The organism is Minwuia sp., assembly GCF_048007105.1.
GTDB lineage: Bacteria > Pseudomonadota > Alphaproteobacteria > Minwuiales > Minwuiaceae > Minwuia.
In genome coordinates this window covers 2,525,822-2,543,560 of sequence record NZ_CP180352.1, presented here as the reverse complement: position 1 = coordinate 2,543,560, position 17,739 = coordinate 2,525,822, and the positions used below count along the sequence as shown (strand labels likewise).

The following is a 17,739-nucleotide window of genomic DNA, read 5'->3' as shown; positions in this document are numbered from 1 at the left end:
GAGTGCCTGAAAATACAGATCAGAAACAGGCGAACGCCGGGCAGTTCCAGCCGGGCCAGTCCGGCAATCCGGCAGGCCGACCGAGAGGCGCGCTGAACAAGACAACATTGGCCGTGCTGGAGCTTCTGGACGGCGAAGCCGAGGGCCTGACGAGAAAAGCCGTCGAACTAGCGCTTGATGGTGACACGACCGCCTTGAGGCTCTGCCTCGAACGCATCGCGCCTCCGGTCAAGGATCGGCCCGTCAGCTTCGACCTCCCGGCCATCGAGACCCTGAACAATGCCGCTGACGCAATGGCGGCCCTGCTCAAGGCCGTCTCCGAAGGCCAGGTGACGCCGAGCGAGGCGACCGGCGTCGCGAGCATCGTTGAAACCTACCGGCGCACGGTCGAGAGCGCGGATCTGGAAGACCGAATCGCAGCATTGGAGGCACGTCATGCCGAAGCTTGATCACCGTCTGACGAAGCTGGAACGCCACGGCCGCGCTACCCCCTATGTTGCCTATGTCCGCGACGGCGAAACAGACGACGAAGCGATAGCCAGGCACCGCACGGAAACGGGCCACGCATCGGCGGTCATTCTCGTACCGGGTGGCGACAGCCCCATGACGGATGACGAATGGCTGGCCCGCTTTGCCCCGGAGAAGAACTCGTGACGCCGGCCGATCTCGCCCGACAGATGGCAGACCATGCGGCGGCGTTTCAGGATGCCGTCGCCGAGGACGACATGCCGGCCGCGCGAGAGGCGGTGGACGCCACGGCGCAGGCGCTCGACGCGCTGGCCTTCGCGACTTCGACAACGCCTGAAGATGTGACCGCCCAGATTGTCGGCATCATCGCCGCCCTTCGTTCGGCCCGCTTCGGGACAGGAGACCATTACATCGACATTGCAGAGCGCCTCGCCTGGGGCGCACTCGAAGGCATCGAACAGATCACCCACACGAAACGAGACGATTACGGCTCGCAACATTTCATCGGCCCGGAAGATGACCCGCGCGCCGTTCGGAATCTCTGACGCCTGATCACCGGATCAGGAGGCACCAATGACAGTGAACCAGTACGGACAGACGGACCTGACCGCAGCCCTTCTGCGGCAGGGTATGCAGCCCAACCCATACAAGACGGCGCTGGGGCAGGGCCTGCGGCTTGGCGCGGTTGCCCTGGCGCAGTACGGCGACCGGAAGCGGCAGGAGAATCAGCGCAACGAACTCGCGAGCGCCTTGCGCGGCATCCTCCCGCAGGAGACCTCGACGCAGGGCGGAGCGGGCATCGGCGACATTGCCACGACCCCGAACCCGAGGGCGGACCAGATCGCGACGATGTTGTCGAACCCGGCCACCTCACAGATTGCCACGGCCTTGCTGGGCCGGGAACTGAACCCGCCCCAGCGGCAGACCGAGAAGGATGCGGGCGGATACCTCCGGTATCTCGACACGGGCGACCGCGTGTTTCCCGACGCACAGGCACCGGGGCCGAAGCCAACATCTTCGATGCTCGAATACCAACTCGCGCAGCGTCAGGGTTTCGAGGGCAGTTTCGCGGACTTCCAGCGATACATGGGCCAGACCACGCCGAGCGGCTTCCGGGAAACGGACAACGGGCTTGCCCCGATCCCCGGCGGTCCTGCCGATCCTGCCTACATCGCGCAGACGGCCCCGTTGAAGCGTCCGCAGACGACCGTGAACGTGGGCAAGGGCGAGACCGAGTTCGAGAAGGCGACCGGCAAGGATCTGGCCGCAGCCAGGACGGCGATTGTCGATGCTGGCCAGCGTGCCGTCGGGACGGAACAGACCTTCCGCCAGTTGGGCGACCTTCTGGAAGGCGGTGTCCGGACAGGCTCACTGCAGCCGACCGTGGCCGCGCTTCAGGGTATCGCCGAGGATATGGGCGTCGATCTTTCGGCGACGGCGCAGGGGCTCGGTATCGAGCTTGGCGACCTTTCCAACCAGCAGAACTTCCAGCGCCTGGCGACACAGGTGGTCATCGACGGTTTCGAGCAATTCAAGGGCAACCTCAACACCCGCGAGGTGCAGCTTGCCGAGGGTGCGTTCGGTGGTCTGGGAACGACCCCGGAAGCGAATGCCGACGCTATCGCGGCAGGCATTGCTGCAAGCCAGATTGCCCGCCAGCGTGCCGTTCAGGCGTCCCGCGCCCAGACGCAGGCAGATGTTCGGGCGCTCCAGGAATCGCTCATCTCCGGTGACGTGACCGAGTTCGAGCGCATGAAGGACGCCATCAAGCGCGACCTTCTGGCGAAGCGCGGCGCGGACCTCCCGACCATCTCCGGCGATGCCGACTACGACGCCTTGCCTCCGGGGACGCAATTCCGCGCGCCGGACGGTTCAATCCGAGTGAAGCAGTAGGAGGCCGGCATGGGATGGCAGGACGCACCCGTAGTCGAGGAAGCACCCAAGCAGCCCCCACAGGGCGGCAAGCCGAAATGGCAATCCGCCCCGATGGTCCGCTCGCCTCTGGCCGATGACGACCCCGTGCCGAAGCGTGGCATTGAGGGCGTCATCCAGCAGGGCCGATTTGCCGAGACGACCGAGCAGACGGCGAACCGCACCGGCATCGGCACGGAAGGCGCGGGCGCAGGCGCGCGGTTCAACTTGAACCTCCCCCTGACCGGAGACGAGAAGCCGGAGCAGGAGGCGGAGATTGCCCGCCGCGCTCTCTCCCGAAGCCTTGGTGCACCCGTCGAGACCAGAATCGGGCCGGACACAGGCGCGCTTGAGTTCAGGAATCAGGGCGCGGATCAGTGGGGACTCGTCAACGCCCCCGGAGCCGATTGGGGCGACCTGGGGGCCATCGCACCCGAAGCGGCCACCATTGGCGCAGGCGTCACCGGTGGCGGCGCTGTAGGCCTTGCAGGCGGCGCAGCAGGTACGGCGGTCAGCCCGGGCGCAGGGACCGCCGTGGGGGCCTTCACGGGCGCTGTGAGTGGCGAGGCGACCGGAGAGGGCCTTGCCCTTGGCGGACGGCTTCTGGAAGCGCGCAGACGTGGCCTGATCGACATGAACGACGAGCAGATCTTCGACGCCTCGTTGAAGCGTGCACGTGACGCCGCCATCGCGGCGGGCCTGGGCGGTATCACCGTCGCCATGTTCCGGGCTGCGTGGAAGCGCATCCACGGGGCTACACCGGTTGGCAAGGTTGTCAGCGACCCGAAGTCCATCCGCGACGGCATGGCGTCTGTGGAGCCCGTACAGCGCGACGTAGAGGCCCTGACGGGTGAACCCTTCCCCGTCAGCCCCGGACAGGCTTCGCGCAATGACGGCCTGTTGGCGGGCGAACGGGCGGCACTCCAAACCGAGCGCACTGGCAAGCCGGTTCGCGACATCCGCGACAAGCAGGAAAAGGCCCTCGACCTGATCGGGGACAGCATTCCCGGAGGCGAGGCGGATCAGGCTCGCGCCGGCCGGGATCTGCAATCCGCGGTCGTTGAACGGGAACGCCGCGCCCTGCGTCCGGCTTCCGAGCGTGTAAGCCGTGCCCTGGCTGCCGCACAGAAGGCAGAGGCCGAAATCCTCAACATCGCCCGCGACCCGTCATCGGCGGTGACCTCGATGCGGGCGAACATCGATGAGGCGCGCGAGCGGGTGTTTGCACCGTTCGATGAGCAGTTCGCCGAGCTTCACCAGAACTCCGCCTTCACCATCGACCTGGAGCCGTTCGCGAAGCGTGTCCGGGAAGTCGTGGCGCGTGAAGGTCAGGATGTATTTCCATCCATCAGCCTACAGACCCGCAACACGCTCATGCGGGAGGCCGGAGAGGCTGGCGAGCGCGAGACCCCGGCAACGCTCGGCGATGTGCAGCGGGCGTTGAGAGACATCCGCAGGGAGCTTCGGCGGCCCGGCATGGCGGACGAACCGCAGCGCCATCGGATGCTGGTCAATCTCAGGACGGAACTTGAGCAGGCCCGTGACGCGGCGCTGATGAAGGCCGATCCGACCGGAGGCATTGTCAGTGAAGTCCGACAGCTTGAAGCCGCGCACCGGGCAGCCATTGAACGGTTCGACCGTGGCATTGTCGGCAAGTACGCCAAACGTGACCAGTTCGGCACGCCGCGCATGTCCGGTGACGACGTGGCGTTCAGCCTTCTGAGAAACACCGACGACGCCCGCGCCTTCATCGAGGCCGCATCGGACATGCCCGGTGGTCGCGCCATCGTCACGGACGCACAGGACGCGGTTCTCGGCATGATCGAACGCCGCACCCTGGACAGTTCCGGGGAGATCAATGCCGGCCGCCTGAAGCAGCTTCTGCGGACAAACCGAGACGCGCTGGAACAGTTGTTCGCCAGCCGCCCGAAGGTACTCAGGTCTCTTCGGAACGTCGAAAGCTTCAAGGCCGCTGTGCAGCGTCATGCCGACACCATCGAGGCAACCAAGGCGCGGTTCGAAAGGGCCTTCGGCTTTGCCTCTGCCGATCCGACCGTCATCGTCCGCAACCTGATCCGTGACGGCAACGCGGGCAACTTCAACACCGCGCTTCGCATCCTGGAGCGCACCCGCCCGGATCGTGTGCCAGCCTTCAAGCAGGCCGTCGCCGCAGAGCTTCGCGAGCAGATGTCCAGCGGTGGACAGGTGACGGTGAAGAGCATCGACGCCTTCCTGAACAGCCGGGGACGGACCATCGCCCAGCAGGCGCTTGGAGCCGACTACATCCGAAACCTGCGGACATGGCGGAACGCGCTGGAAATCGCCGGACGGAAGCCCGGACCGGATGCGCCGAAGGACCTCGCACGCCTGTTCAATACGGGCATCCCCGCCTTGGAGGGGTTCGCCCGGCTCTATCGCGTATCGCTGTTCGCACCTCTCTCCCGTGCCGGCCGCATGTTCACGGCAATGCTCGGCATCAGCCGCCGGCATGTGCAGGAGCGCGTTGCGGAGGCCCTGGCCGATCCGGAGAAGCTTGAGAAGCTGGCCCGGCTCTCACGGTCATCGGCAGGCTCGCACACAGCGCGCGTTGTGTTCGCGGATCTCGGGTTGGAAGGGCTGAGCCTGCTGGCAGAGAACCCGGACATCCTGCTCGGTGTCGAGCTTCCAAACGAATGAGGCCGACCCCATATCAAGTGAATGGCGACCCTTACCAAACGTCAGGAACGGACCGGAGCCTTCATCGAATGGCTCGGCCATGTCGTCGCCTTCATCCCCGTGCTGGGCGTCTTCCTGGCCGTGTGGGGCGGCCTCTCGCTCTGGCTGGGCATATGGGGCATTGCACTCGGCTGGCTACCTGCGCTGTGGCTGGCGGGCGTCGTGGGCTACGTCTGGCCGTTGGCTTGGGTTGGGCTTGGCGCGCTATTGCTGGCCATCTGAACACCCTACTCGATTGTCGCGATGACAAGTTGTCGATATGGTCACGACGTTAGTGGAGGAATCGAATGGACGGCACTCGGAAACTAAATTTGAGTGATCTGGTTCCCGTTTGGGAGCGAAAACTCCCGCACCCCATTCACCAGCCCCCAATCGACGGCATCTTGCGGTCGGATATAGAAGTCCTTGAACCGTCTGGCGTTCAGAACCTCTTGGGGCAAGGACGTCCGGTTACGCAAGATTTCTTCAGTGCGACTGTCGTCAAACAGGGCCGCGTTGAGTGAAGCCTGCAACCTTTCAGAGGTCATTCCATCCTGTCCCGGAAATAGCATCGTCGGGTGGATCATGAACATCGAATGCTGTGAACAATACCGAGTCTCTGCCGCCACAAAAATCGCTACGGCGATAGATGAAACGGACCCCGTGTTGTAAATCGTGACCTTTATCGGCAGGGATTGAATGTGGTTGTACAGGAAGATGCCGTCCGCGACATAGCCACCATTGGAACTGAACGATAAAACAACCTCGTCGAAATCATTATTCACGGCATGATTCATCGCTGCCGCAATCCGTGAGGCGCCATTTGGGTCGATGGCTCCGGTGAAACCGAAGAAGGCTATTTTGCTTCCTGCGAGGTCGGGCATCGAGTGACATTGGTGCGAATCGCTGATTCGGTCCAGACTTTCGGTCCTGCATCGGTTTCAGATGGGTGTGGACAATCAGCATCGCGGACATCGACATCTGGCGCACCGCCTGGCTGATGGTCGAGCGCTATGGCGACGGCGCCGGCTTCGAGACGGCCGCACGCGCCGATGAACTGATGGAAGCTGGGGATCTGGACGGCGCTGCCACCTGGCAGCGGATACTGGATGCCGTCGATGAGTTGCAGCGAACTCAACGGACCGCTGATGAGTTGGTCAATTGACCCCGGCCTCTCGCGTGTGAGACACGCGTGACCGTCATCCTTCCAGACAAGCCGGGCGTGGCGGAATTGGTAGACGCACCAGACTTAAAATCTGAGGGGCAGATGCCCGTGCCGGTTCAAGTCCGGCCGCCCGGACCAGACTATCAGGACTTGCCGCCCCGCCCTTTCCGCCCAAGGCCGAAGGATTTTGCCATCTCGGCCCGCTTGGCCGCGTAGTTCGGGGCCACCATTGGGTAGTCCGCCGGGAGGTTCCACTTCGCGCGATACTCTTCAGGCGTCATGTTGTGATGGGTCATGAGATACCGCTTCAGCATCGTCATCTTTTTTCCGTCCTCCAGGCAGACAAGATGGTCCGGCTTGACCGAGTTGCGAATAGAGACGGCGGGCTTCTGGGGTTCCGGCTCTGGTTCTGGTGCCGGACTGGCAAAAGCCTGACTGACTTTGGCAATCAGGTCGGGAAGCTGGTCAGAAGGTACAGCGTTGTTTGAGACATACGCGGAAACAACCTCTGCCGTCAGTCTTACAATTGCCTGAGTTTCGTCTTCCACGACAATCTCCCGAATCAGAACTGTTCGCTCGAAACTACAGCTTCGGACAGCATTCGCAAATGTCACCGACAGAGAAGGGGCCGCCCCGAAGGACGGCCCCACCATGCCAGCGATGTGCGAGGGTCAGTTCAACTGGAAGCGTTTAGTCGCCGACGATGCGGCAGCTTCCAAGCCTCACCGAAGTACTGTTCGAAGCAGGAATTGGAGGGACGCACCCTGCCGCCCCCGTAGATCTCTCCCACTGCCACAAGTCGGCGAACCCTAAGCACAAAGGCGGAGCGGATCGCGGACGACTTTCCGGTGCCCCATTGGCCGACAAGCCAGAAACGAGGGTTCCGGTCCAGCAGAACGCCAGCGACCATCGAACCTTCGAAGATGACGATGCAGTCTTCGCCGATCTTCGGCTCATCGTCGGGGTGCATGAAGGCAAAGTCTCCATTGCTGTATCTCGGCCACATGCTGTCTCCGATCATCCGGACAGCTACCAGCCGGTCGGTTTGGAGTTCTCTCATCTCTGCCGCGCCTACGGTCCGAGGCGCTCCGGCGTTGTCCTGACGAGTGCGTTCTAGCGCTACTGTCATTTGAGTCCCCTTTCAGAGTGGAGGGGCGAGCCGAGGCCCGCCCCGTTGGGTTGTCAGGAAAGAAGGCGGCGCAGGTCGCTGTCGATGGCATCGCGCATGTGGTCGCCATCGTCGTCCGCGAATCCGTCGATATCCGTGTCGTGCAGTTGAGCCGCCATCTTGATCCGGATGCCGCGATAGGTGTTCGCAGGTGTATCGAGAATGGTGGCCCGAAGGCTGTCGGCGCGGGAGTGCAGATCCTCCTTTCGCGCCTTCGCTGCTTGTAGCTCCGCCTGACGTGAGTCGGCCTTCATCTGCGCACGGATGAAGTCGCCTTCCGCTCTTATTTCTTTCGCCTGAGCGTCACGGAACGCCCGCAGGGTCTCCCCCTGATAGAGCAGGCTGTTCGGATCGGTCACCGCGTCGAACAGATACGCGGGACGGGTGCGGTACCACTCGTACTCGGCCGGCACTTCGAGACTGGACGGCGGCAGCTTCCGCGAAGCCGCGCGCTTCATCTCTCCCTCAATGGTGTCCGCCTGATGGTCGGCCTCGATAGCCGCCTCGCGGGTCTCCACCCATTGGTGCCAAAGGCTCTCCAGCTTGTCGTCAGCGGCCTTGGAGGCCCTCGGATGGAACGCACCTCCGATGATGGTGGCGAGTGCGGCAACGCCGGTCAGCGCTGTGCGGCGGTTGATGTTGGTCTGCATATCTGTATCCCCTTTGATTGTCGCGTGACGGAGTGTTTGTTCTCAAATCGTCACGGTGTTATCATAATGGGAATGTGATATCAGATCAACTAAATGATAACAGAGTTACTATGATTGCTTCTCAGTGCAGAATGGCCCGCGCCGCTCTCGGCTTGGGGGTCCGGGAGCTTGCAGGGCTTGCCAAGGTGTCACCGAACACCATCGCGCGCCTAGAGCGTGGCGAAGATCTGCGCGAGCGGACGGTTGATGACATCCGCGCGGCGCTTGAAACGGCCGGCGTTGAGTTCATCCCGGAGAACGGTGGAGGGCCTGGCGTCAGGCTGCGGAAGGGATGAGCCGACTGCCCCTTGCCGCCGCACTGGCCATTTGCCTCGCAGTGGTCGCACAAGCGGAGCCGCTCTCACGATCGATGGACGAAGCCCAGTTGGATCTGGAAAGCACATTCTCGCCGACCGACCAGTTCGTGCGCTGTGCAGGTCTTCAACGTGCTCAGGTCGGCCTCAGAGAGCTGTCGGGCGATCAGGCTGCCCGTCTGGCTGACGCCAGCAACCTGATCGCAGCGGCGCAATTCGTCAGTTCCGGTCTTTTCGACGATCCGAACGGCCTCTCCAAAGAAGAGGCAGATCGGGCAGCGGACGTGATGGCAAAACAGTATGAGTTCCGGATTCTCGGACTTCGCGCCATGACAAATGACCCCGGCGCGATGCCGGAACTCGTGATTAATGATGAACGCGCCTGCCGATCGTTGATCGCCGCATCGGAACGGATCGTCGAACGGGCTGCCGAACTTCGGCAATAGCCTCTCAAGACCGGTCTCGAATGCCACAGCGAGCACTCCCTTGGTAAGGGAGTAGCCCACTGTCCTCCGCGGGCAGTGCTCGGGACCCCGCACCATCTTGAAAAGGCAAGGGATACTGCGGAGTTGGCTCGGAGGGCTATTCGCGCCGGACATGAACGGAAGGGGAAAATGAACCCCCTTGAACCCCCAGAATTGGGGGGAACCACCCCCAAATCACTAGGGTCGATTCGCCTTCTGTTCCGGCCAAAGAATGAAGCCAATGTTGTGGCGGCCGAGATGGCAGAGCCGTACAAGTTCCGCATTATTTTTGCGTAAAATGATTGGCTTGGTGCTATCGTTGATCAGCATCCGGGCGAAAATCGATGTTTACGCGACGCTTTGTAGGCAGAGCGGCCATGCTCTTGGCCGCGGCTGCAATATTGGCGATTGCGCTTCTGGACTTGGATCCCTGGCTCCTGTCGGGCGTCATCGCAGTGTCCATATACGCAAACCTGACGCGCCACCCCGAGGCGTTCAGGCGGAGGGTAGATTTTGGCCTGATCCTCAAGACGCTGTTCATCTCAATTGCAACGCCGCTCTTATGGTACGGCATTGCCGAGATTGCTGAGCAGATCGTGGTCGGCCTGCTGTCGTAAACCGAACGCTCTGACACAATCACTACTCCGGCGTCTTGTGCAGTGGACGCGGCTCCCGCTGGACGACACTCATGCCGCAGAGCTTCAGGTGCGCGACCACCGTCCGGGCGTAGTGGCGCGTCTCGTCCAGGCTCTTTCGGCGGGGGCGGGCCTGATGATTGCGCCAAAGCGCATAGGCGATGGCTTCGGTCAGTTCGTGTTCGTCAACGGGTTCCATCCGCAAAGCGTCTCCTGAGAACATGGCAGGAACAACGTGGCGGGCGGTCGCGCTTCAGAGTGCCTGCACATCCAACCCTTGAGCGTGTTCGGCAATACAGCAACCATCGGATCATGGCCTTGCGATTTGGGCGAGCTTCGTAAAGATTGGAGCGAAGGCCGCTGCGTCAGTGGCGATTGATTTTTGCAGGTGTTTAGATGCATAGGTTACTTGTGCTGGCTTTTTGGGTGATGTTTCTGTCAACCTCTAAGTACTCATATTCAAACGAGGCAGAGAAGTTCCCAGGTTTCTATGACAGAGAAGCCGTGATTTCTGCGAAAGGTGCCAGTGTTTTAGTATTTGATCATGTTTCGGGCGGCTGTTGGACCAATATCGACGCGGTAAAGAACACAGCCATACTTTCTCTGCGGAATATTTTTAAGATATCAGCGGTGGGCCGTCCGCAGGAATTTCCCGCCATACAAGTCTGGATCACAGCGGTTGGCCTGCCCCTTACTCAGGGTGGTAGAGAAGTTGGGTGCGCCGGATCATTGAGTATTGAATTTGTCCAAGCAAGGAAAATATTTCCAAACACAAACAGGGAAACTATTATATTCTCAATAGTTTCAGATAATCAATTGAGGATTTTTGTTGGAAGTGGCAATTTGAATGATGAGTTTCGGCAAGCGGTTGGCGAATCTATGGATCAATTTGCCATTGAGACGCTGAAGGTTAGAGGGCAGTGATTGATTATAGACTGAGTGCAGCTGCCTTATCTTTGTTTTTCTTGTTTCCAAACTCGGGAGGCTCGGGAGAGCTGCATAGTAGTTTGGTGGGCGTTGCATCTGTCGTTGATGCCGACACCATCGAGATCCACGGGCAGCGCATCCGCTTCCACGGCATCGACGCGCCGGAGGGCCGGCAACTGTGCGGCTCTGACGATGGGGACTGGCGGTGCGGCCAGAGGGCATCCAATGCGCTGGCGGAGAAGATCGGCCGAGCACCTGTGGCGTGCGAGGTCTCGGGCTCAGACCGCTACGGGCGATTCATCGCCGTGTGCTTCCAGGGGCGGGTGGATCTGAACGGATGGCTGGTCCGAAACGGCTGGGCGATGGCTTACCGACGGTATTCGACCGACTACGTGGACGACGAGGACGCGGCGCGGCGCAACCGTCTCGGCATCTGGCGCGGTCGGTTTGTGCCGCCGTGGGATTGGCGACGGGGCAAGCGCTGATCGTAATCCAGTCCGAATCGCAAGCGCCGACCATCTCCATGACATCGTGGAGTTCCAACGGCATTAACCATTCGTTCAGCAGGCGTCGCCTAGGTTGCTCGCACAGTGAGTTGCACCACGAGTAGCGTACCAACTCCGCGGAGCCGCATCCCCCAACGCTGCGGCTCCCACATTCCAGACAGCGGCGAGCCGTCCTTCTGTTCCACGGAAGGGCGGTTTGTCGTTTCGGGGCTGTGCAGATCCCGAAGCCAGGCGGCTCTTGAGGCGACGAGGGGGCCGCCCTGCCCAGACTTGTGGGGAAAGGACAGGACGGCCGGTAGGCCGGACGGGTTCCATTCGGGGCCCGGCCCGCTATGAGCCTGTGAGAGTGCGAGAGAATTGTCTAGGGGATAGCGCCGCTCGAATCGGGCGACCCGAGGCGCCACCCCGCCCCAAAACCGGAGGGCTGAGCGGAGCGGCGCAGGGGTCGGTTGGTTTCAATGAGCCATCCGAGCCGCAATCGTGCGAACGTCAGGGTTCCATGTCCAGACAGTCGAGACCCATGGCACCGACAAGCTTTCGTGATGGCCAAATCGCTCGATGTGGTGGACAGGTGGGGACTGAGGGGCGGCGCCAGTGCCCGATTTTCCGCTAAGTCATTGAAATAAATGGTGCCGTCGAGAGGACTCGAACCTCCGACCTACTGATTACGAATCAGTTGCTCTACCAGCTGAGCTACGACGGCGCCGGAGCGGTGCATCGCACCGTTTCGGAAGGCCGCGTCTATAGCCCGAAGCGGCGGCTCCGGCAAGGGTGGAGGCTGCGTCCGGAGCGCGCGCCCTTCGCCCCGCCTCAGGGCGCCAGGCAGACGCGCCCGAGGGCCTTGCGATCCCGCACATCGGCCCAGGCCTCACGGAACTGCGCCAGCGGATAGGTCGCGTGGATCTGCGGACGTATCGCGCCGCTTGCATGCAGCTCGGACAGCGCATCCATCACCCGTTTCCGGACGCCCTGGAAGCGGACCCGCTCGTCGGCCGGGCTCCAGCCCCAGTAGGTGCCCCAGTTGAAGCCCATCACGGAGATGTCCTTCACCAGCAGCAGGTTGATCCCGATCTCCGGGATCGTGCCTTCGGCATAGCCGATGGTCAGCACGCGCCCGCCCCGGTCGAGCGCGCGCAGGCTTTCATGGAAGACCTGTCCGCCGATGGGGTCGTAGACGATATCGACGCCGAGGCCGTCCGTCAGGTCGAGCACATCCTGCTTGAAACCATCGGCGCGGCTGTCGAGCACGTGGTCGGCGCCGCGCTCGGTCAGATAGGCCCGTTTCTCGGCCGTGCCGGCGCGCGCAATCACGGTGCAGCCATGCGCCTTGGCGATCTCGACGGCCGCCAGACCGACGCCGCCGCCGGCGCCATGCACCAGCACCTTTTCGCCGGGTTCCATCCGCGCCCTGAGATGCAGCGCGCCGTAGGACGTGCCGTAGGAAGAGAGCAGCGGAATGCCCTGCGGGTAATCCAGGCCGTCGGGCAGGCGATAGACCTGCCCGGCCCAGATCGAGACCCTTTCGGCCATGCCGCCCCAGTCGACAAAGGAGATCACCCGGTCGCCAACGGCGAAACCTGTCACCTCGCTGCCGATGGCAGCGATCTCGCCGGCAACCTCGGTCCCCGGCGTGAACGGCCGCGGCGGCTTGCGCTGGTACTTGCCCTGGACGACCAGATTGGTCGCGAACGACATGCCCGTCGCCCGGACCCGGATCGTCACCTGATCGGGCTTCAGTTCCGGTTCGGGCAGGTCGTCGGCGAGTTCCAGTTCCTCGAAGGGCCGCCAGTCGCGGCAGACGAGTCCGCGCAAGGCGCCCGCCTCAGGAGGCGCCTTCCATGCGCACCACGTCCGGCGGGCCATCCATGAAGGCGCCCATCTCCTTGCCGATTGTGCGGAAATGGTCGGCGGCGCGGTGGGCGCCGACGGCGTCCATGTCCTTGTAGGCTTCCAGGAAGCGGTAGGTGTTCTCGTCTTCGGTGCGGAACAGGCGATAGAAGAGGCAGCCCTCCTCGTTCGCGTTCACGGCTTCGACCAGCCGGTTCGCGGTGGCTTCGAAGTCCTTGCCCATGCCGGGCTTCACCTTGATCGTGGCAACAACGCCGATCATGTCATCCTCCCCTTGAATTGACGGCGGGAGGTTAGAACAGCGATCCGGACGCCGGAAGGGGCAATCCGGGCATGGCGGGCATCAGCGCCGCGTGGGGGGGCCGTCCTCGTCGGTCACGGCTTCTTCCAGCGGCACATCGGCCGGAGAGTGGTCATCCCGCTGCTCGACCAGCAGCACCGCCTCCGGTATCGGCTCCGCCTCCCGCCATTCCAGCCCGTCGAACTGGTGGCAGGACGGGCAGTGCGGCTCCCAGGCCGCGGCCACGGCGTTGCAGCTGACGCATTGCCAGCGCGGCGGCTGCGGGGCGTCCGCCAGCTTCACCAGCCAGTCGCGCGCCTTCTCGGCCCCGTCCTTGGTGCGCTCGAAGGCGTCCACCACCAGACGGCAGAAGCGCTGATCGACGATATGCGCGCGGCTGGCGGCCGACAGCGCGTATTCGCGGGCGAGTTCCGGATTGTCGGCTTCCAGCGCGAGGCGGCCCAGCACCAGCTGGACCTCGGCATTGTCCATGTCGGACTTGTTGATGTCCTCGAACCGGCGGAGCCGTGCGATGGGGTCTTCGTCGGGCTTCAGTTCGGCCATGGCCTGCGCCAGCGCAGGGTGGTGCAGCCGCGCCCAGGCGTCCTTCAGGTGACGGGCGGCCTTGCGGTCGTGCCCGGCCGCCTTGTGCAGCCGGCCTTCGGCGACCAGCGCGGGCACGTGGTCGGGGTCATGCTTGATCGCCGCCTCGGCATAGGACAGCGCCGGCCTGAGATGCCCGGCATTCTCCTGCTCGCGCGACTGCGCCAGTTCGATGACGGCGCGCAGATGCTGGCCGCGGTCCTTGTCGTAGACGCCGCTGCGGATGGCAGCGACCAGGGTCTGGGTCGCCCCGTCCCAGTCGGCGCCGGCGGTCTGCAGATCGAACAGCGCCCGCTGCGCCCAGCCGGCGTCGGGCCTGAGCCTGTGGGCGCGCTTCGCCAGTTCCAGTGCGCGGTCGTGATCGCCGCGGTGCCCGGCCTGGATCAGCAGGCCGCGGACCGCAACCAGTTCGGTTTCCGGCGAATCCAGCATCGAGCGGAAATGTCCCTCGGCTGCCGGTTCGTCGCCGGCCAGTTGCGCCGCCTGCGCCTTCAGCAGGCGCGCCATGGGCGGATTGTCGAGAAACTTCTCGGCCCGGTCCGCCGCCTTGTTGGCGCGGCGCCAGTCGCCGGAGGCGATGGCGGCCATGCCCTCGGTCAGCGCCTTGTGGCCCTTCTCGCTGCGTCCGCCCTCGAAATAGGCGCGGATCCGCGACGGGCCGGCCAGCACCCAGCCGATGATGCGGTAGATCGCCAGCACGATTCCGACGAGCACGATCAGGCCGACGATGACAACGGGCGCAGATGTCTGGATCCGCCAGCCGCCCCACTGGAAGTCGACGAAGCCGGGATTTTCGACAAGCCAGACCGCGCCGGCGGCCAGCGCAACGATGAGGACAAGGGCGACGATCAGACGGAGCACGGATCAGTTACCCTTCGCGAGACCGTCGAAAAGCGCGACCTGCAGCGCTCCGACCGCCTTGTCCAGTGAGAGACGGGCCTCGGCATCGGCCTTCCACGGAGCGATCTCCTTGGCGGCTGCGCCTTCCAGCGCGGACAGTTCGCCGACCGCCGCGTCCAGATCGCCCTCGTTCAGCCGGGCTTCGGCCCGCGCCAGCACCGCCTCGACACTGTCGCCCTCGAGCTCGCCGGTCCGCCGCACGTTCACCAGATTGCCGACACGGCGCAGTGCGCCGCCGACCCAGCTTTCGTCCTCACCCACCTGGTTGGCCACCATGGTGCGGCTGGCCGCAACGGGGAAGCGGTCCTGCAACGCGTCCAGCGTCGGGACGCCCGTCGCCGCGTATCCAGCGACTGCGGGATGGGCGGCAGGGTCGACGCCAAGTTCGACCACGGCGTCCCAGGCGCCCGAATAGGACTTTCCGGTGCCGACGGCATCACGCAGGCGTCCGACCGCCAGCACCAGCGCCGCCTGTTGCGCCAGCCGGCCCTGCCGCGCATCACCCGCGGCCTCCGCCTTTGCCGACAATTCCTCCAGCCGGCCCATGACCTCCTGGGTCTCGCGTCCGATTTCGCCTTCCAGATCGGAGCGCAACCCGGATATCCGGCTGTCGAGGCTCTGATCCAGTTCCTTTTGCTCGGACTTCACCGTCTCCAGCTGCCCTTCCAGCGAACCGAGCTTCGACGCGAGATCGTTCAGTTGCTGGTTCAGGCCGGCAATGGTCTCCTCGCTGACGCCGGAGCCCACGGTGGTGTTGATGCTCGGCGGGGTTTCCGGCCGGTCTTCCAGCGTCTTCAGCCGGTCGGCCAGCGCGGCCAGGTCACCGGACAGATCGGGACCGGCTTCGGCAGGCGCCGACGCGGTCTCCCGCAAGGTCTCGACCGATCCGGTCAGATTTTCAAGCTCGCCCCTCAACGTTCCCAGCTGTTCCCGCAGCGCGGCGATCTCGGCGGCGGACTCGTCGCCCCCGCCCGCAGGCTGTCCCGCCAAGCCGCGGACCTCGTCCTGCAGGCTTGCCAGTTTCGCCGCACTGCCCTGCGGCACCTCCGGCAGCTGGGACATGGCGAAGGTCACGCCGGCGCCGACAAGGGCCACGAAGGCGAGAACCCGTGCAAAACCGTCGCTCCGTTTCTCGATCACCTGCGGCGGCGGCACGGGCGCCGGTTCCTCGGACGCGGCTTCTTCCGGTGTCTCGTCTGCCTGCTTCTGGCCCGACCCGGAGCCGGAATCGGCCGGCGTCGGAATCAGGCACCGTGGTCGTCGCCATCGCTGCCGGCTCCAGACGGTCGAGCATCTCGTTCTGGTCTGGCGTGTCTTCCGATGTCTCACCGATAACCGTGTCATCCGCGGCAACAGTGTCATCTGCCGTCACCGTGTCGTCCACGTCGCCCTCGCGCTCGACCGCCTCGGCGGCATCGACCGGCGGCTCTTCGGTTTCGGCTTCGGGTTTCTTGTCCTTGTCCGCTGTCATTCGGGCCGTCCGTGATCTCGCTCGCCGCCAATGGCCGGGAGGCAGGCCATCAGGGCATCCTGATTGGGCCGTCCGGCGACCCGCACGTCCCGGAAGGACAGCGGATGAAGCGACCGGACGGTCCGTTCGCTAATGCAGATAGCGGCCATATCCCCACACGCAAGCCGCACCCCGTCATTCGGCAGAGCCAGCCTAGCAAACGCCTCCGCCGAGCGCGGAGAGAAAAAAAGTACCGCGTCAATCTGCCGGTATTTCAATGCTTTCTCGGCTTCAGGGGAGAATGCGGAGGCCTGAACAGCCTCGTAAAGCGCCTCCCGCCGGACCGAATACCCCGCAACCTCCAGTTCACCCCTCAGATCGCCGGTACGGTCGCTGCCCGCTGCATGGAACAGCGGGGCGCCGTCCGGTTTCAGGCGACGCTGAACCAGCGCCGCCAGATCCTGTACGTCGCCATCGGCGTCATGGACCTCCACAAAGCCTGATTCCCGCGCCAACGCGGCCGTGCTCCGTCCGACGGCCATCAGCGGCATGTTGCGTGGCGCACCGGCATGGACAAGGGCGCGGACGCCATTGCGGCTGGTAGCGAGAAAGGCCTGGAAGCCCGCGAGATCCACCGACGCCGGCCGCAGGAACCGGATATCCAGCACCGGTTCGATGAGCACTTCGTGCCCCAGGTCAGCCAATCGGCGCGCCGTATCCTCGGCGTCATCGCGCGGTCGGGTGACCAGAACCCTCACAGGATCTCGGCGAGGAAAGCCGGACCGGCCTGCCGTTTCAGTTCGGCCCCGGCGTCGTCGCCCATGCGGAAGGCGTCCGCGGTGCTGCCCCGGCGTTCGGTGACACGCCGTTCGGAACCGTCGGGCATCACGATCTCGGCCCGCAGCCAGAGCCCGCCCTCGCCATCCGGCAGCGCCAGCCCCGCGATCGGTGTCCGGCACGATCCGTCCAGCGCCGCCAGCATGGCCCGCTCGGCAGTCACAGCATGTTCGGTCGCAACATCGTGCAGCGGCGCCAGCCGCGCCCGCGTCGCATCGTCATTGCTGCGGATCTCGACGCCGACCGCACCCTGCGCGACCGCCGGCAGCATCTCCTCCGGCTCGATAACCGCTGTGATGCGCTCGGTCCGTTCCAGCCGCCGAAGTCCGGCGTTGGCGAGGAAAGTCGCCGCGACATCGCCCGCATCCAGCTTGGCGATGCGGGTATCGACGTTGCCGCGGAAGGTGATGACCTTCAGATCCGGCCGCTGAAACAGCAGTTGCGCCTGCCGCCGCAGGCTGGCGGTGCCGACGACGACGCCCTCAGGCAGATCGGCGATGCCGGATGCGATATTGGACAGGAAGGCGTCCCGCGGGTCCTCGCGCGGAAGCAGGCAGGAAATCTCCAGCCCGTCGGGCAGTTCCGTCGGCATGTCCTTCATGGAATGCACGGCGAGATCGATGTCGCCGGCGTGGAGGCTCTCCTCGATCTCCTTCGTGAACAGACCCTTGCCGCCCAGCGCCGCCAGCGCCCGGTCGCGAATCCGGTCGCCCGTGGTGGTGATGACGACGATCTCGACGGCCTCGTCCGGCAGATCGTCATGCGCGGCATGCAGCCGCCGCTTCACCTCGTTCGCCTGCCATAGCGCCAGCGGGCTGCCCCGCGTCCCGATTCGAATGCTTGCTTGTTCGTTCATAGGCTTGGGTGTTACCTCCCGTGC

At 64.1% G+C, this 17,739-nt stretch carries 23 protein-coding genes and 2 tRNA genes; 13 read left to right on the top strand and 12 right to left on the bottom strand.

Annotation, left to right across the window (positions count from 1 at the left end):
- Positions 1-2 precede the first annotated feature (2 nt).
- Genes ACMVY4_RS12320 through ACMVY4_RS12295 form a run of 6 tightly spaced genes read left to right on the top strand, consistent with a single transcriptional unit; the run spans position 3 to position 5,316 of the window.
- Positions 3-449 carry a DUF5681 domain-containing protein gene (locus tag ACMVY4_RS12320; RefSeq protein WP_416896320.1) on the top strand — a complete coding sequence of 149 codons (447 nt, stop codon included), beginning with the start codon at positions 3-5 and terminating at the stop codon, positions 447-449.
- Positions 436-654, top strand: coding sequence for a hypothetical protein (locus ACMVY4_RS12315; RefSeq protein ID WP_416896319.1), 219 nt, complete (start codon positions 436-438; stop codon positions 652-654). The genes ACMVY4_RS12320 and ACMVY4_RS12315 overlap by 14 nt, the downstream gene beginning before the upstream one ends.
- A complete protein-coding gene (locus ACMVY4_RS12310) occupies positions 651-1,013 on the top strand; it encodes a hypothetical protein (RefSeq protein ID WP_416896318.1) in 363 nt (120 codons plus the stop codon). Before ACMVY4_RS12315 ends, ACMVY4_RS12310 begins: the two co-directional genes overlap by 4 nt.
- A gap of 28 nt (positions 1,014-1,041) precedes the next feature.
- Positions 1,042-2,361, top strand: a complete 1,320-nt coding sequence (locus tag ACMVY4_RS12305; protein WP_416896317.1) for a hypothetical protein — start codon at positions 1,042-1,044, stop codon at positions 2,359-2,361.
- A gap of 9 nt (positions 2,362-2,370) precedes the next feature.
- A complete protein-coding gene (locus ACMVY4_RS12300) occupies positions 2,371-5,055 on the top strand; it encodes a hypothetical protein (protein WP_416896316.1) in 2,685 nt (894 codons plus the stop codon).
- 21 nt (positions 5,056-5,076) lie between these two features.
- Positions 5,077-5,316 carry a hypothetical protein gene (locus ACMVY4_RS12295; protein WP_416896315.1) on the top strand — a complete coding sequence of 80 codons (240 nt, stop codon included), beginning with the start codon at positions 5,077-5,079 and terminating at the stop codon, positions 5,314-5,316.
- A gap of 83 nt (positions 5,317-5,399) precedes the next feature.
- Here ACMVY4_RS12295 and ACMVY4_RS12290 read toward each other — a convergent pair whose 3' ends face one another.
- Entirely contained in the window at positions 5,400-5,957 is a 558-nt protein-coding gene (locus tag ACMVY4_RS12290; RefSeq protein WP_416896314.1) for an ATP-dependent Clp protease proteolytic subunit, read from the bottom strand.
- A gap of 65 nt (positions 5,958-6,022) precedes the next feature.
- On the opposite strand from ACMVY4_RS12290, the gene ACMVY4_RS12285 reads away from it, so the two are divergent.
- Together ACMVY4_RS12285 and ACMVY4_RS12280 are read left to right on the top strand one after the other, a co-directional pair.
- Positions 6,023-6,238, top strand: a complete 216-nt coding sequence (locus ACMVY4_RS12285) for a hypothetical protein (protein ID WP_416896313.1) — start codon at positions 6,023-6,025, stop codon at positions 6,236-6,238.
- 51 nt (positions 6,239-6,289) lie between these two features.
- Positions 6,290-6,376: transfer RNA gene (locus ACMVY4_RS12280), tRNA-Leu, on the top strand.
- 5 nt (positions 6,377-6,381) lie between these two features.
- Here ACMVY4_RS12280 and ACMVY4_RS12275 read toward each other — a convergent pair.
- The 3 genes from ACMVY4_RS12275 to ACMVY4_RS12265 all read right to left on the bottom strand — a co-directional run bounded on the left by ACMVY4_RS12275 (position 6,382) and on the right by ACMVY4_RS12265 (position 8,056).
- On the bottom strand, positions 6,382-6,786 hold the full coding sequence (locus tag ACMVY4_RS12275) for a MucR family transcriptional regulator (RefSeq protein ID WP_416896312.1): 405 nt from the start codon (positions 6,784-6,786) through the stop codon (positions 6,382-6,384).
- 128 nt (positions 6,787-6,914) lie between these two features.
- Positions 6,915-7,259 carry a S24 family peptidase gene (locus ACMVY4_RS12270; protein WP_416896311.1) on the bottom strand — a complete coding sequence of 115 codons (345 nt, stop codon included), beginning with the start codon at positions 7,257-7,259 and terminating at the stop codon, positions 6,915-6,917.
- Between the two features lie 161 nt (positions 7,260-7,420).
- Complete coding sequence (locus tag ACMVY4_RS12265) at positions 7,421-8,056, bottom strand: hypothetical protein (RefSeq protein ID WP_416896310.1); 636 nt, start codon at positions 8,054-8,056, stop codon at positions 7,421-7,423.
- A 110-nt stretch (positions 8,057-8,166) separates the two neighbouring features.
- Between ACMVY4_RS12265 and ACMVY4_RS12260 the strand changes: the two genes are divergently transcribed.
- The 3 genes from ACMVY4_RS12260 (at position 8,167) to ACMVY4_RS12250 (ending at position 9,490) form a co-directional block, all read left to right on the top strand.
- Positions 8,167-8,391 carry a helix-turn-helix domain-containing protein gene (locus ACMVY4_RS12260; RefSeq protein ID WP_416896309.1) on the top strand — a complete coding sequence of 75 codons (225 nt, stop codon included), beginning with the start codon at positions 8,167-8,169 and terminating at the stop codon, positions 8,389-8,391.
- Positions 8,388-8,855: a hypothetical protein gene (locus ACMVY4_RS12255; protein WP_416896308.1), complete on the top strand. Its 468-nt coding sequence runs from the start codon at positions 8,388-8,390 to the stop codon at positions 8,853-8,855. Before ACMVY4_RS12260 ends, ACMVY4_RS12255 begins: the two co-directional genes overlap by 4 nt.
- Before the next feature lie 395 nt (positions 8,856-9,250).
- Positions 9,251-9,490 (top strand): hypothetical protein, encoded by a 240-nt coding sequence (locus ACMVY4_RS12250; protein ID WP_416896307.1) that lies wholly within the window; start codon positions 9,251-9,253, stop codon positions 9,488-9,490.
- A gap of 22 nt (positions 9,491-9,512) precedes the next feature.
- On the opposite strand, the gene ACMVY4_RS12245 is transcribed toward ACMVY4_RS12250, so the two are convergent.
- Positions 9,513-9,707, bottom strand: a complete 195-nt coding sequence (locus ACMVY4_RS12245; protein WP_416896306.1) for a hypothetical protein — start codon at positions 9,705-9,707, stop codon at positions 9,513-9,515.
- Between the two features lie 197 nt (positions 9,708-9,904).
- Here ACMVY4_RS12245 and ACMVY4_RS12240 point away from each other — a divergent pair, with 197 nt between their 5' ends.
- Together ACMVY4_RS12240 and ACMVY4_RS12235 are read left to right on the top strand one after the other, a co-directional pair.
- On the top strand, positions 9,905-10,432 hold the full coding sequence (locus ACMVY4_RS12240) for a hypothetical protein (RefSeq protein WP_416896305.1): 528 nt from the start codon (positions 9,905-9,907) through the stop codon (positions 10,430-10,432).
- An 86-nt stretch (positions 10,433-10,518) separates the two neighbouring features.
- Positions 10,519-10,920, top strand: coding sequence for a thermonuclease family protein (locus tag ACMVY4_RS12235; RefSeq protein ID WP_416900307.1), 402 nt, complete (start codon positions 10,519-10,521; stop codon positions 10,918-10,920).
- 648 nt (positions 10,921-11,568) lie between these two features.
- Here ACMVY4_RS12235 and ACMVY4_RS12230 read toward each other — a convergent pair.
- The 7 genes from ACMVY4_RS12230 to hemC form a co-directional block, all read right to left on the bottom strand.
- Positions 11,569-11,644: transfer RNA gene (locus ACMVY4_RS12230), tRNA-Thr, on the bottom strand.
- Positions 11,645-11,751: 107 nt separating this feature from the next.
- Positions 11,752-12,753 (bottom strand): NADPH:quinone oxidoreductase family protein, encoded by a 1,002-nt coding sequence (locus tag ACMVY4_RS12225; protein ID WP_416896304.1) that lies wholly within the window; start codon positions 12,751-12,753, stop codon positions 11,752-11,754.
- A gap of 10 nt (positions 12,754-12,763) precedes the next feature.
- A complete protein-coding gene (locus tag ACMVY4_RS12220) occupies positions 12,764-13,051 on the bottom strand; it encodes a putative quinol monooxygenase (RefSeq protein ID WP_416896303.1) in 288 nt (95 codons plus the stop codon).
- An 81-nt stretch (positions 13,052-13,132) separates the two neighbouring features.
- Positions 13,133-14,533 (bottom strand): heme biosynthesis protein HemY, encoded by a 1,401-nt coding sequence (locus ACMVY4_RS12215; protein WP_416896302.1) that lies wholly within the window; start codon positions 14,531-14,533, stop codon positions 13,133-13,135.
- Between the two features lie 3 nt (positions 14,534-14,536).
- Positions 14,537-15,727 carry a mitofilin family membrane protein gene (locus tag ACMVY4_RS12210; RefSeq protein WP_416896301.1) on the bottom strand — a complete coding sequence of 397 codons (1,191 nt, stop codon included), beginning with the start codon at positions 15,725-15,727 and terminating at the stop codon, positions 14,537-14,539.
- Positions 15,728-16,039: 312 nt separating this feature from the next.
- Positions 16,040-16,780: a uroporphyrinogen-III synthase gene (locus tag ACMVY4_RS12205; RefSeq protein WP_416896300.1), complete on the bottom strand. Its 741-nt coding sequence runs from the start codon at positions 16,778-16,780 to the stop codon at positions 16,040-16,042.
- The gene (gene hemC / locus ACMVY4_RS12200; protein WP_416896299.1) at positions 16,777-17,715 is read right to left on the bottom strand and encodes a hydroxymethylbilane synthase; all 939 of its coding nucleotides are present in this window, start codon (positions 17,713-17,715) and stop codon (positions 16,777-16,779) included. The genes ACMVY4_RS12205 and hemC overlap by 4 nt, the downstream gene beginning before the upstream one ends.
- Positions 17,716-17,739: the final 24 nt, after the last annotated feature.

Bases quoted from the DNA above. Each gene is read 5' to 3' on its own strand.
- ACMVY4_RS12315 (WP_416896319.1), top strand. From the start codon at position 436: ATGCCGAAGCTTGATCACCGTCTGACGAAGCTGGAACGCCACGGCCGC.
- ACMVY4_RS12305 (WP_416896317.1), top strand. From the start codon at position 1,042: ATGACAGTGAACCAGTACGGACAGACGGACCTGACCGCAGCCCTTCTG.
- ACMVY4_RS12300 (WP_416896316.1), top strand. From the start codon at position 2,371: ATGGGATGGCAGGACGCACCCGTAGTCGAGGAAGCACCCAAGCAGCCC.
- ACMVY4_RS12295 (WP_416896315.1), top strand. From the start codon at position 5,077: ATGGCGACCCTTACCAAACGTCAGGAACGGACCGGAGCCTTCATCGAA.
- ACMVY4_RS12290 (WP_416896314.1), bottom strand. From the start codon at position 5,957: ATGCCCGACCTCGCAGGAAGCAAAATAGCCTTCTTCGGTTTCACCGGA.
- ACMVY4_RS12270 (WP_416896311.1), bottom strand. From the start codon at position 7,259: ATGATCGGAGACAGCATGTGGCCGAGATACAGCAATGGAGACTTTGCC.
- ACMVY4_RS12265 (WP_416896310.1), bottom strand. From the start codon at position 8,056: ATGCAGACCAACATCAACCGCCGCACAGCGCTGACCGGCGTTGCCGCA.
- ACMVY4_RS12260 (WP_416896309.1), top strand. From the start codon at position 8,167: ATGATTGCTTCTCAGTGCAGAATGGCCCGCGCCGCTCTCGGCTTGGGG.
- ACMVY4_RS12255 (WP_416896308.1), top strand. From the start codon at position 8,388: ATGAGCCGACTGCCCCTTGCCGCCGCACTGGCCATTTGCCTCGCAGTG.
- ACMVY4_RS12250 (WP_416896307.1), top strand. From the start codon at position 9,251: ATGCTCTTGGCCGCGGCTGCAATATTGGCGATTGCGCTTCTGGACTTG.
- ACMVY4_RS12245 (WP_416896306.1), bottom strand. From the start codon at position 9,707: ATGGAACCCGTTGACGAACACGAACTGACCGAAGCCATCGCCTATGCG.
- ACMVY4_RS12240 (WP_416896305.1), top strand. From the start codon at position 9,905: ATGCATAGGTTACTTGTGCTGGCTTTTTGGGTGATGTTTCTGTCAACC.
- ACMVY4_RS12220 (WP_416896303.1), bottom strand. From the start codon at position 13,051: ATGATCGGCGTTGTTGCCACGATCAAGGTGAAGCCCGGCATGGGCAAG.
- hemC (WP_416896299.1), bottom strand. From the start codon at position 17,715: ATGAACGAACAAGCAAGCATTCGAATCGGGACGCGGGGCAGCCCGCTG.